The sequence below is a fragment of the Brachybacterium sp. NPDC056505 genome, from assembly GCF_042794925.1.
GTDB lineage: Bacteria > Actinomycetota > Actinomycetes > Actinomycetales > Dermabacteraceae > Brachybacterium > Brachybacterium kimchii.
In genome coordinates, this window is record NZ_JBHTSV010000011.1 from 24,418 (window position 1) to 36,863 (window position 12,446).

Below are 12,446 nucleotides of genomic sequence, written 5' to 3' on the forward strand. Positions count from 1 at the left end.
GGGGTCCTCCTTCAGCTCAGGTCGTAGGTGATGCGGCGGCCGAAGTACCGCTGCTGGGCGACGGTGATCACGACCAGCAGGAGGAACAGCACCACCGCGACGGCGCTCGCCTTCCCCACGGCGAAGGAGTCGAAGGCCTGGTTGTAGATGAGGGAAGCGATCACCTCGGTGCGGTGCTCGGGTCCGCCGCCCGTGAGCGCGTAGACCATGTCGAACACCTGGAAGCTCGCGACCACCTGGGTGACGCCCAGGAAGAAGGTCGTGGGCCGCAGCAGCGGGATCGTCATGAAGCGCAGCTGCTGGAAGGGGCTCGCCCCGTCGATGCGCGCCGCCTCGTAGATGGTGTCGGGGATGCGGGCGAGCCCGGCCTGGAAGAACAGGGACACGTACCCCACCTGCTGCCAGATCGCGACGAAGGCGACCGCGGGCAGCGCGAGCATCGGCGAGGTCAGCCATTCCACGCGCACGCCGAGCAGAGCGTTCAGCGCACCCGTCGAGGGCTGGAAGATCCACTTCCACACCACACCCAGGGCCAGCGGCGCGCACACCCACGGGATCACCACGATCACCCGCACGAGCGTGGACCCGGGCACGGCGCGCACGAGCTGCGTGGCGAGCACGAGGCCCAGGGCGAGCGTCACGGGCACCGCGATGACCGTGAAGAGCACCGTGACGACCAGCGAGTTGAGCAGTGCTCCGCCGCTGAGCAGATCCGCGTAGTTCGCCAGCCCCACGAACTCGCGGGTGCCGATGAGGTCCCAGCGGAACAGGGAGACGACGAAGGCGAGCAGCACCGGCAGCAGCAGGAAGGCAGTCACGCCGATGAGGCTGGGGGCGAGCAGGAGGTAGCCGACCACGGGCGAACGGGGACGCATCGGACCAGTATGACGCCCGCGGCGGGTGCTCCCGTTGTCATGGTCGTCGTCGACCGGCATGCCGCCGGCGCTCCCGTTGTCATGGTCGTCGTCGACCGGCATGCCGCCGGCGCTCCCGTTGTCATGGTCGTCGTCGACCGGCAAATAGCGGCTCTCTCTGCCACATATGGCGGAGAGAGCCGCTATACACCCCTCCGTGACACGATCCCGCTCGCCGCACCGCCTCCAAGAGAGCAGAGCTCGGCCGGCCGGCCCCTTCGGGCGAAGCGCGGCGTCGCCGCCGGGCTCAGGCGGTGACGACGAGGCCGAGCTCGGCGGGCGAGGCGAGCACCCGATGGCGGGGCACCACGCGCACGTTCACGCCCAGCTCGCCCGGGCGGGCGAGGGTGAAGGACGCGGACCAGCGGGCCGCTCCCCCGTCCTCCGCGCCGATTCCTGCGCTCGCCCCGGCACCCGACGCCGCCCCTGCTGCCACTTCTGCGCCGACCCCCGGGCGCAGCGGGATCAGCTGCGGCGACTCCATCTCGCCGTCCGGGCCGACGGGACCCACGAGCGCCTCGACCTCGACGTCGTGCTCGCCGAGCCCGGCGAGGTCGACGGCTGCCGAGAGCGTGATCTCGGCGCCCGTGGGCACGAGGCCCTCGCTGCGTCCGCCCTCGATGCGCACGTCGCGCACGCCGATGCGGTCGAAGGCGTCGGAGACGCGGGCCTTCCAGGCCGTGTACTCGTCGGCGAGCGCGGGGTCGTCGGCGAAGGCCTCGGCAGCGCCCGCTGCGGGCAGGTACAGCTCGGTGACGTAGTCGCGGACCATGCGGGCGGCGGTGATCTGCGGGGCGATCCGCACCAGGGAGGTGCGCACGCGGTCGCACCAGCCGTGGCGCATGCCCTCGGCGTCGACGTCGTGGAAGAGGGGCGCGATCTCGTGCTCGAGGATCTCGTAGAGGGCGTCGGACTCGAGCCGGTCCCGCTCGCCCTGGTCCTCGACGTGGGCGGTGGGGATCGTCCAGCCGGCCTCGTCGTCCTTCATCTCGTCCCACCAGCCGTCGGAGATCGAGAAGGTGAGACCGCCGTTGAGCACCGCCTTCATGCCGGAGGTGCCGGAGGCCTCCTCGGGGCGGATGGGGTTGTTCAGCCACACGTCGCAGCCGGCCACGAGCACGGAGGCCATGGTGATGTCGTAGTCGGGAAGGAAGACGATGCGGTGGCGCACGCCGGCCTCGTCGGCGAAGCGCACCATCTGCTGGAGGAACTCCTTGCCGGGGATGTCGGCCGGATGGGACTTGCCGGCGATGACGAACTGCACGGGGCGCTCGGGATCCAGGAGGATGCGCCGCAGGCGCTCGGGATCGCGCAGCATGAGGGTGAGGCGCTTGTAGGTGGAGACGCGGCGGGCGAAGCCGATGGTCAGCGCGTCGGGGTCGAGGACCTCCTGGGTCCAGCCGAGCTCGGCGTCGTCGGCCCCGCGCTGCAGCCACGAGGCGCGCAGGCGCTCGCGCACCATGGTCACCAGCTCGCCGCGCAGCTGGTCGCGCACGGCCGTGAGCTCGTGGTCCCCGAGCGTCGCCAGCGGGCTCCAGTCCGACAGCGCCGAGATGTCGACGTCCCCGAGGACCTTCTTGTACAGGTCGTCCATCGCGCGCGATGTCCAGGTGCGGCGGTGCACGCCGTTGGTGATCGAGGTGATCGGCACCTCGGCGACGTCGAAGCCCGGGTAGAGCGAGCGGAACATGCTGCGCGAGACTGCGCCGTGGAGCTTGGCGACGCCGTTGGCGCGCTGGGCGAGGCGCAGGCCCATGTGGGCCATGTTGAAGACCTCGCCGCCGTCCTCGAGGCCCAGGGCGAGGGCCGCTTCGACGGGCAGCCCGCCGACGAGGCGGGAGATGCCGGACTCGTCGGCGTCCAGCACGCGCCGCAGCTCGCCGACGTCGAAGCGGTCGATGCCGGCGGGCACGGGGGTGTGCGTGGTGAAGACGGTGCCGGCGCGGACCTCGGTGAGGGCCTCGTCGAAGCTGCGGCCGCGCTGCATGAGCCGGCCGACGCGCTCGAGGCCGGAGAAGCCCGCATGGCCCTCGTTGAGGTGGAAGACCTCGGGGGCGGGGAAGGCGCCGGTCTCACCGAACTCGGCGACGGCGCGCACGCCGCCCACGCCCAGCACGATCTCCTGGAGGATCCGGTGGTCGTGGTCGCCGCCGTAGAGACGGTCGGTGATCGCCCGCGACTCCTCGTCGTTCTCCTCGACGTCGGTGTCCAGCAGGAGAAGGGGCACGCGTCCCACCTGCACCTTCCACACGGCGATGCGCACCTCGCGGCCGCCGGGGAGGGCCACCGAGACGGTCAGCGGCTCGCCGGCGGCGTCGACGACGGGCTCGACCGGAAGGTCCGCGGGATCGTTCAGGCGGTAGCTCTCGCGCTGCCAGCCGTCGCGGTCCAGGCTCTGGGAGAAGTAGCCCCACTGGTAGAGCAGCCCGACGGCGACCAGCGGGACGCCCAGGTCCGACGCCGACTTCAGGTGGTCGCCGGCGAGGATCCCGAGACCGCCCGAGTAGATCGGCAGCGTGGGCGTGATGCCGAACTCCATGGAGAAGTAGGCGACGGCAGGGGTGCGCTCCCCGTCGGTCCCCTGAGTGGGCACGGTGCGCTGGAACCAGCGTCCGGAGTCGAGGTAGGTGCGCAGGTCGCCGATCTCGGCGCGCATCCTGGCGAGATAGTCCTCGTCGCCGGCCATCTGCGCGAGACGGGCCGCGGGCACGAGGGGGAGCATCGCGATCGGGCTGCCTCCGCTCGCGGCGAAGGCCTCCGGATCGAGGTCCTGGAAGAGGGCGAGGGTCTGCCTGCGCCAGGACCAGCGCAGGTTCATCGCGAGGGTGCGCAGCGGCTCGAGCGCGGCGGGCAGATCGGAGGCGACCGTGAAGGTGGCGGCTGGCTTCATGGGGCCGAGAGTACAGGCGGAATCGGACACCGATCACCAGGCGTCAGCGCGTCGGCGACCCCGTGTCACCTGCATGACCGAGACTGGACGTCGAGCGTGCACCCGCGCGAGCGCCCGGACGGCTCTCGTCCCTGCCTCCCCGGCCCACAGTCCCCAGTCTCCAGTCCCGAAGGAGCCCCTCCCATGTCGATCCCGCTTCCGCTGCCGACCCTCACCCTGCACGGTCGGCTCGTGGACCTCGCGCCGCTGAGCCACGATCACCTCGCGGGTCTGCAGGACGCGGTGGCCGACGGCGAGCTGTGGTCCACCTGGTACACCCCGATCCCCCGCCCCGAGGACATGGCCGAGGAGATCGACCGGCGCCTCGCACTGCGCGAGGAGGGCACGATGCTGCCGTTCACGACGATCCGGCGGGCCGACGGCCTGGTGCTGGGGATGACCACGTTCATGAACATCGACCCCACGGTGCCGCGCGTGGAGATCGGCTCGACCTGGAACCGCGCCTCCGTCCACGGCACCGGCACGAACCCCGACTCGAAGCTGCTGCTGTTCGCCCACGCCTTCGAGCAGTGGGAGGTGGAGGCGGTGCGCTTCCGCACCCATCGGGCGAACCAGCAGTCCCGCGCGGCGATCGAGCGTCTGGGCGCGGAGCTCGAGGGGATCCTGCGCGCCGATTCCCGCGACGGCTTCGGGATCGTGCGCGACACCGCCCAGTTCAGCGTGCTCGCCCGGGACTGGCCGATGGTCCGCGCGACCCTCGAGCACCGGGTGCGCCGGCACCTGGGCTGACGCGCGGCGGCGATGCCTGCGTCCCGCGCACGCGGTGCGCCCGTCGCCCGCGCATCGCATGCACGACGCCCCCTGCAGAGCGATCTGCAGGGGGCGTCATGCATGCCGGCGGGGCCGGGTCTCCGCTCGGGTCCGACCGAGCCCGGCCGCGCTCAGCGGGTCAGGCGGCGGTGGGTCACGCGGTGCGGACGCGCGGCCTCCTCGCCCAGGCGCTCGACCTTGTTCTTCTCGTAGGCCTCGAAGTTGCCCTCGAACCAGTACCAGTTCGCGGGGTTCTCCTCGGTGCCCTCGTAGGCCAGGATGTGGGTGGCGACGCGGTCGAGGAACCAGCGGTCGTGCGAGACCACGACGGCGCAGCCGGGGAACTCCAGCAGCGCGTTCTCGAGCGAGCCGAGGGTCTGCACGTCCAGGTCGTTCGTCGGCTCGTCGAGCAGGAGCACGTTGCCGCCCTGCTTGAGGGTGAGCGCGAGGTTCAGGCGGTTGCGCTCGCCGCCGGAGAGCACGCCGGCCTTCTTCTGCTGGTCGGGGCCCTTGAAGCCGAACTGGCTGACATAGGCGCGCGAGGGGATCTCGACCTTGCCGACCTGGATGAAGTCGAGGCCGTCGGAGACGACCTCCCAGAGGTTCTTCTCCGGGTCGATGTTCTCGCGGTTCTGGTCGACGTAGCTGATCTTGACGCTCTGGCCGACCTCGAGGTCGCCGTCGTCCAGCGACTCCAGTCCCACGATCGTCTTGAACAGGGTCGTCTTGCCGACGCCGTTGGGGCCGATGACGCCGACGATGCCGTTCGGGGGCAGCGAGAAGCTGAGCCCGTCGATGAGCAGGCGCTCGCCGAAGCCCTTCTTCAGATCGTCGGCCTCGATGACCTTGGTGCCCAGCCGCGGGCCCGGCGGGATGGTGATCTCCTCGAAATCGAGCTTGCGGGTGCGCTCGGCCTCGGCGGCCATCTCCTCGTAGCGGGCCAGGCGGGCCTTGGACTTCGTCTGCCGGCCCTTCGCGGAGGACCGCACCCACTCGAGCTCCTCCTTGAGGCGCTTGGCGAGCTTCGCGTCCTTCCTGCCCTGGACGGCCAGGCGCTCCTCCTTCTTCTCCAGGTAGGTGGAGTAGTTGCCCTCGTAGGGGTAGAGGTGGCCGCGGTCGACCTCGGCGATCCACTGGGCGACGTGGTCCAGGAAGTAGCGGTCGTGGGTGACGGCGATGACGGCGCCCTCGTACTGCTGGAGGTGGTTCTCGAGCCAGAGCACGCTCTCGGCGTCGAGGTGGTTGGTGGGCTCGTCCAGCAGCAGCAGGTCGGGCTTCTCCAGGAGCAGCTTGCACAGCGCCACACGGCGCTTCTCGCCGCCGGAGAGGTGGGTGACCTTCTCGTCGCCGGGCGGGCAGCGCAGGGCGTCCATCGCCTGCTCGAGCTGGGAGTCGAGGTCCCAGCCGTTGGCGTTGTCGATCTCGGTCTGGAGCTTGCCCATCTCCTCCATGAGCGCGTCGAAGTCCGCGTCGGGCTGGCCCATCTCCTCGCCGATGGCGTTGAAGCGCTGGACCTTGCGGAACAGCTCGCCCAGGCCCTCCTGGACGTTCTCCAGGACGGTCTTGGACTCGTCCAGCGGCGGCTCCTGCAGGAGGATGCCGACGCTGTAACCGGGGCTCAGGCGCGCCTCGCCGTTGGAGGGCTGGTCGAGGCCCGCCATGATCTTGAGGATCGTGGACTTGCCGGCGCCGTTGGGGCCGACCATGCCGATCTTCGCGCCCGGGTAGAAGCTCATGGTGACGTCGTCGAGGATGACCTTGTCGCCCACGGCCTTGCGGGCCTTGTACATGGTGTAGATGAACTCTGCCAAGCTGTTCTCCCTGGTAGACGGTCGATATCGCCACGGCGCGGGCCGGAGTGCACCGGCGCGCGCGTGCGGTGGTGAGGTGGTCCCTGGAATTCCCGGGCCCGACGGGCGCGCGGATGTGCGCGGTCGAGCCCCTGGATGCCCTCACCAGGGTACCCGCCCTGCCCAGCGGCGGCGGATCACGCACCGTCATCGCGATCGCTGATCGGTGCACCGCCGCGGCGCGGTTCTCGCAGCGGCCCGCCGCCTGCTCGTCAGGACAGCGGCACTCCGCGTCCCTCGAGCACGCGCCGGGCCATGGTCGCGCCGTGCTCGGCGGCGCAGTCCTCGCCGTTGCGCGGCCACAGGTGCGCGTCGATCCCGAGCGTGCGGGCCGCCTCGACGTTGTCGGCGCGGTCGTCGAAGAACACGACGTCGCCGGGGCGGGCCACTCCCCCGGTCTCGTGGGCGAGGACGTCCAGCAGGATCCGGTAGATCTCCGCGTCCGGCTTGACGAGCTTCTCCTCGGCGGAGATGACGGCCAGGGTGAAGGCCTCGAACCAGTCGGCGCGGCGCACGTCCTCGCCGAAGGCGGCCGAGGCGTTGGACAGCAGCGCCATCCGCATCCCGTTGCGGGCGAGGTCGTGGAGCAGCTCGCGCGAACGCTGGTCGAGCTGCAGGAAGTAGCGGTTGTCGGCGCTCTGCAGCTCGCGCACCTCGGTCTCGGTGAGGTTCTCGATGCCCGCGGCGGCGGCCACGCGCGCCCAGTACTCCGCGGCGTCGATGCGGCCGGCGTCGTAGTCGCCGCGGTGCTCCCAGAGCGCCTCCCCGACCGCCTCGGCGTCTCCGCCCAGCAGCTCGTGGACGGTGGGCACCGGATCGTGCCCGGCGCTGAGCACACCGCCGAAGTCGAAGACGACGGTGATGCGCTTGGGGTCCGCGGCGGAGGTGCCGCGCCTCTTCCTGCTCATGAACGACTCTCCTCTGATGGGCTCGTGCTCGGATGCGGGTGCACGGGCGCTCACCCGCAGGTGGGCAGGCCCTTGGTGCTGTGGTCCTTCGCGATGGTCTGCACGGCGTGCAGGGCCCCGTCGAAGTCGTCGACCTTCACCACCTGCAGCCCGTCGGGGACGTGCCCGGCGACCTCGTCGCAGTTGGAGGCCGGCGCGAGGAAGTAGTCGGCGCCGCTGTCCCGGGCGCCGACCATCTTCTGGCGGATCCCGCCGATGGCGCCGACCTTCCCCTTCTCGTCGATGGTGCCGGTGCCGGCGATGTCCTGGCCGCCGGTGAGGCCGCCGGGGGTGAGCTCGTCATAGATGGACAGGGCGAACATGGTGCCGGCGCTCGGGCCGCCCACGTCGCCGACGCCCAGGTTCACGTCGAAGGGGAACTCGTAGCCGTCGGCGAGGACGATGCCCATGCGGGCCTTGCCGTCGACCTCCCGCGTGGGCACCTGCAGGTCGAGCTTCTTGCCGTCGCGCTCGACGCGCATGGCGACCTCGTCCCCCGGGGCGGTCTTCGCGGCGAGTGCGCGGTAGGCCTCCGCGCTGTCGGCGCTCGTGCCGCCGATCGCCAGGACGCGGTCGCCGGGCTCCAGCACGCCGTCGGCCGGGGAGTCCTGCTCGACGCCCGAGACCTGCACGGAGTCCTCGTGGTCGATGTCGAGCTCGTCGAGGGCGACGACGACGGCCTCCTGCTGGGAGCTGCTCATCTGGACGGAGTTCTCGAGCGTGGTCTCCTGGGCGGTCTGCTCCTCGGGGAAGACGAGCTCGCGCGGCAGCACCGAGCGGGTGGAGTCGAACCAGGCGCGCACCACCTCGACCGGTGTCACCGGGTAGCCGGGCCCGCCGTCGACCGACACGGTGGTCATCATCAGCGAGCCGTCGGTCGGGTAGGTCTTGTGGCCCTCGATGGAGAGCACCTGCTTGTCGTCGTACTTCCCGAGGACGTCGATCGCAGGCCCGGGCTGCTCGACCACGTAGGGCACGGGCACGAACATGGCGCCCAGCAGCATCGCGCAGATCACCAGCAGGCTGCCGGCCGCGAGCCGCGGGTGGGCGAAGGCCTCGCCGCCGAGGAACCGGGTGACGCGCCCCATGCGCGGCTCGCCGTCGGCCGTCCCGTCGGCCGACGACCCGCCGGCCGGCGGCTCACCGGTGCTTGGCTGCGTCCCGTTCTCGGGTGCGGCGGGGTGCGAGGGCTGCGCGCCGTCGGGCGTCGGTCCAGGGGGGCGGGAGGTCACCGGACCATTGTGCCGCACGTGCCCTGACCGCCCCGCGGCGGGAGGCCGGTTCGACGCCCTGAGCGAAACTGAATGCCCGCCCGATGCGTCCTGGATCCTGCTCGGTACGCTGGCCACGACGTTGATCCAGGCCGCACCGGCCGCGAGAGCGCGGGCGGCCGCACCCGGAGGTGCCCCATGACTGAGAACCCGACACCCGACGACGACGCCCTGCGCCGCTTCCTCGAAGAGGCCCTGGGAGGAGCGATCCCCGAGGGCGCCCTGGACGGCGTGGACCTCAGCGAGCTCGCCAAGCAGGCGAACCTGCCCAGCGACCCGGCGATGCTCAAGGCCGCGGCCGCGCAGATGCAGCACGTGCTCAACGCCCAGGGCGACGGCCCCGTGAACTGGACGCTCGCCCAGGACCTCTCGCGCCGCACCGCGCAGGGCACGGTCCAGGTGCCGGGCGCCCCGGCGCCCGCCGGCACGCCCGGTGACCCGTCGCCGAGCGACCAGCAGGTCAAGGAGCTCGAGGAGGCGTCGAACATCGCCTCCCTCTGGCTGGCGGATGCGATCTCCTTCGACCTGCCGTCCCGCCCGCTCGAGGTGTGGACCCGCGGCACCTGGCTGCACCGCACCCAGGAGCGCTGGCAGTCGATCGCCGAGCCCGTCGCGAAGTACATGGCCGGAGCGATCGGTGAGGCCATGACCGCGCAGATGCAGCAGGCGGAGCTCCAGATGCCCGGGGACCCGGGCCAGATGATGGAGCGCATGGGCGGCACCCTGTTCGGCGTGCAGTTCGGCCATGCGATCGGCTCGCTCGCCCGCGAGGTCTTCGGCACCACGGACCTCTCGCTGCCGCTGGGGCCCGAGGGACGTCCCGCGCTGGTCGCCGCGAATGTCGCCGACCTCGTGGAGTCCCACGGCCTGGACGCACCGGCGGCGAGGATCTTCCTGGCCTCGCGCGAGCTCGCCCACACCGCTCTGTTCTCCTCCGCGCCGTGGCTGCCGCGTGCCCTGTTCTCCGCGGTCGAGGACTACGCGCGCGGCATCACGCTGGATCTCGACGCGCTCGACGAGATGGTGCGAGACCTCGACCTCTCCGATCCCTCGGCGCTGCAGGCACGTCGGCCCGAGGAGATGTTCGTCTTCACCCGCCGCGCCTCCCAGGAGCGCGCCCTCGAGGAGCTCGCGACGACGCTCGCGCTCGTCGAGGCCTGGGTCGACCACGTCACCTCGCAGGCCCTGGCCGGGAAGCTCCCGCAGCTCGACGCCCTGCGCGAAGTGCTGCGCCGTCGTCGCGCGAGCGGCTCGCCGGCCGAGGAGATGCTCTCCAAGACGGTGGGCATCGAGCTGCGCCCGCGCCGCGTGCGCGAGGCGCTCGCATGGTGGGAGAGCGTGCTGGACACCGAGGGCGAGCAGGCCCGCGACGGCAAGTGGGCCCACCCCGATCTGCTGCCCGACGTGGCGGTGCTCAGCGGTCGCCCGCAGGCTCCCGCCGCCGACGCTCCCGCTCTCGCGGCCGACGGCCAGAGCGAGGACGCGGAGGAGACGATGGCTCTGCCCGACGACATCGACGCCGAGCTCGCGAAGCTCCTCGACGAGGCGGGCTCGGACGGGTCGCAAGAGCAGGACGGGACGGACGGTCCCGCGTCGGACGGCTCCTCCCCCGACGACTCCCCCTCGGACGATGACCCGCGCACCTGACCCCACGGCCCCCGCGCTCACGGCGCGCGCTCTCGAGGAGCTGCGCGCCGCATCGGAGGTCGCGATCGATCCGGCCGTGCGCGAGGACTACGTGCGTCTGCTCGAGGCGATCCCCGATGCCGTGCTGCGCGACAGGCCCGCGCTGGCCGCCGAGGGCGGGTCGCTGCACCTGACGGCGAGCGCCGTCGTCCTCGACGGGCCGGCCGAGCACGTGGCACTGGTCTGGCACGCGCGCGGCCGCTGCTGGGTGCAGCCCGGCGGCCACCTCGAGGCGACCGATGCGTCGCTCGAGGCGGCGGTGCGTCGCGAGATCGCGGAGGAGACCGGCCTCGGCGCGGAGGCCGGCCCGGGGGCCGACGCGCGCCTGCGTCCGGTGGGCCCGGGGCCCGCCCTCCTCGAGGCCCATGACCTCGCCTCGACGTTCGGTGCGCGCGGAGGGCACTGGGATGTCGTGCTCGTGCTGCGCGCAGACGCCGCGGCCGCAGAGCTGCCGCTGAGGGCGGAGGAGCCCGGCGCGCCGACGCCCGTGTGGGTGCCGTGGCCGCGGATCGACGGCCCTCACGGCGGCTTCTCCCCTCGCGTCCCGCTGCCGGCCGACGCCGCCTCCGACATGCCCGAGATCCTCGAGCGCCTCGTGCCCTACCTGGACGAGTTCGCCGCCGAGCCCTTGGAGGACACCGTGCCCGCCTCGGACTGAGGTCCGTCGGCCCCATCGAGCTCCGTCGGCCCGGCCGATCAGTCGACGCCGTCGGCCGCTGTATCTCGACCGGTCGGGCGGGTGCTGTCCGCTCCCTGCTCCGAGGTGCCTTCGCCGTCGCCTTCCCACGCCCCGCCGCCGGTGCCGTACTGCTGGGCGAAGGACACGCCCTCGAGGAAACCGCGCGCGTGGGCGGTCCGGGGATAGTTGTCCACGAGGGCCCAGAACTCTGCCGAGTGGTCGTCGACCAGCAGGTGCGTGAGCTCATGGACCAGCACGTACTCGAGCACGTGCTGGGGCATCGGGCGCAGGCGCGCGGACAGCCGTATCTCCCCCGTCGAGGAGGTGCACGATCCCCAGCGGTGCTGCTGGCGGGTGGACCAGGACACCGAGGCGGGGTGGGCGCGACCGCCCAGGTGCGCGTCGGAGAGCCGGCGCGCAAGACGCATGAGGTCCTCGTCGCTGCTGCGGGCCGGTCCGCGGGCGAGCTCCTTGCGCTGGAGCTGTTCGATCATGCTGCGCACCCAGTGCCGCTCCTGGCGGGAGCCGAAGGATGCCGGCATCGAGACCACGAGATCGCCCTCGCGACGGGTGATGGAGACGGTGCGGCGGCGACGCGCGGAACGGCGCACGAGGACTCGCTCCCCCTGCGGGCCGCGGACCCCCTCGTGCTCGGTGAGCTCTGGCATGGAGACAGGATCTCAGAAAAAAATCTGGGATCGGCGTGTCGTCCCCAGCTGTGCATGACGAGCGTGCACGTCAGTCCTCCCCAGTGCTCCCGCGTCCCCTCGTCGTCCACAGAGGGGCGCGGATCATGCACCGTCCGTCCACACGATGAGGCGGCTTGTCCACAGCGGATCCACTGGACTGCCTTTGACCCGCACCCGGCCAGCGGCTAGTTTCGTACGTCAGTGGAGCCCCGGGATAACGGGCATGGTGCGTACGGGGAAGGTGCACACGATGCTGAGCGCCCCCGGGGCTCCACGAGAGACGCAGAGCATCTCCCGCACCCCCGCGATCCCCCGTCGTCGCGGGGGTGCGTCTTTGCGTCCACGGCGTCGCGCGCGGCACGCACCGGGTCGGCGGTTCGAGGCACGCGACACCGCCGTGCGACACCCCCTGGTGTCGATTCCGTCCCTGCCCTCCCGGACCTATACAGTGTCGGGGACGACCTCGCAGGGCCCGGCCGTGATGTGCGATGCCGGGGTCGCGGGGGCAAGAGAAGGAGTGAACATGGCTGACGAGAAGTACAGCGGCGAGTTCTACTGCGTGAAGTGCCGCGAGAAGCGCGAGGCCACGGGCGACGTCGTCGTCTCGAACGAGCGTCGCATGGCCAAGGCCGTGTGCCCGGTCTGCGGCACCAAGCTGAACCGGATCCTCGGCAAGGCCTGATCAGCCAGGATCGAAGGGATCCACTCCA

General features: G+C 71.6%; 10 protein-coding genes. 4 read left to right on the plus strand and 6 right to left on the minus strand.

Going from position 1 to position 12,446, the window contains the following annotated elements:
- Nucleotides 1–11: 11 nt before the first annotated feature.
- Nucleotides 12–875 (minus strand): carbohydrate ABC transporter permease, encoded by an 864-nt coding sequence (locus ACFQ53_RS08550; protein WP_249480584.1) that lies wholly within the window; start codon nt 873–875, stop codon nt 12–14.
- Between the two features lie 286 nt (nt 876–1,161).
- The gene (gene glgP, locus ACFQ53_RS08555) at nt 1,162–3,804 is read right to left on the minus strand and encodes an alpha-glucan family phosphorylase (RefSeq protein WP_377858138.1); all 2,643 of its coding nucleotides are present in this window, start codon (nt 3,802–3,804) and stop codon (nt 1,162–1,164) included.
- 183 nt (nt 3,805–3,987) lie between these two features.
- On the opposite strand from glgP, the gene ACFQ53_RS08560 reads away from it, so the two are divergent.
- Complete coding sequence (locus tag ACFQ53_RS08560; protein ID WP_377858141.1) at nt 3,988–4,593, plus strand: GNAT family N-acetyltransferase; 606 nt, start codon at nt 3,988–3,990, stop codon at nt 4,591–4,593.
- Nucleotides 4,594–4,745: 152 nt separating this feature from the next.
- Here ACFQ53_RS08560 and ettA read toward each other — a convergent pair whose 3' ends face one another.
- The 3 genes from ettA to ACFQ53_RS08575 all read right to left on the minus strand — a co-directional run bounded on the left by ettA (nt 4,746) and on the right by ACFQ53_RS08575 (nt 8,643).
- Nucleotides 4,746–6,425, minus strand: coding sequence for an energy-dependent translational throttle protein EttA (ettA, locus tag ACFQ53_RS08565; protein WP_377858144.1), 1,680 nt, complete (start codon nt 6,423–6,425; stop codon nt 4,746–4,748).
- 251 nt (nt 6,426–6,676) lie between these two features.
- Nucleotides 6,677–7,372 carry an HAD family hydrolase gene (locus tag ACFQ53_RS08570; protein ID WP_377858147.1) on the minus strand — a complete coding sequence of 232 codons (696 nt, stop codon included), beginning with the start codon at nt 7,370–7,372 and terminating at the stop codon, nt 6,677–6,679.
- Between the two features lie 50 nt (nt 7,373–7,422).
- Entirely contained in the window at nt 7,423–8,643 is a 1,221-nt protein-coding gene (locus tag ACFQ53_RS08575) for a PDZ domain-containing protein (protein WP_377858149.1), read from the minus strand.
- Nucleotides 8,644–8,820: 177 nt separating this feature from the next.
- Between ACFQ53_RS08575 and ACFQ53_RS08580 the strand changes: the two genes are divergently transcribed.
- Nucleotides 8,821–10,329, plus strand: a complete 1,509-nt coding sequence (locus ACFQ53_RS08580) for a zinc-dependent metalloprotease (RefSeq protein ID WP_377858152.1) — start codon at nt 8,821–8,823, stop codon at nt 10,327–10,329.
- Nucleotides 10,313–11,026, plus strand: a complete 714-nt coding sequence (locus tag ACFQ53_RS08585; RefSeq protein ID WP_377858154.1) for an NUDIX domain-containing protein — start codon at nt 10,313–10,315, stop codon at nt 11,024–11,026. The genes ACFQ53_RS08580 and ACFQ53_RS08585 overlap by 17 nt, the downstream gene beginning before the upstream one ends.
- A gap of 38 nt (nt 11,027–11,064) precedes the next feature.
- On the opposite strand, the gene ACFQ53_RS08590 is transcribed toward ACFQ53_RS08585, so the two are convergent.
- The gene (locus ACFQ53_RS08590) at nt 11,065–11,715 is read right to left on the minus strand and encodes a SprT-like domain-containing protein (protein WP_377858157.1); all 651 of its coding nucleotides are present in this window, start codon (nt 11,713–11,715) and stop codon (nt 11,065–11,067) included.
- Between the two features lie 544 nt (nt 11,716–12,259).
- On the opposite strand from ACFQ53_RS08590, the gene ACFQ53_RS08595 reads away from it, so the two are divergent.
- Nucleotides 12,260–12,418, plus strand: a complete 159-nt coding sequence (locus ACFQ53_RS08595) for a DUF5679 domain-containing protein (RefSeq protein ID WP_193636287.1) — start codon at nt 12,260–12,262, stop codon at nt 12,416–12,418.
- The last annotated feature ends 28 nt before the right edge of the window (nt 12,419–12,446 follow it).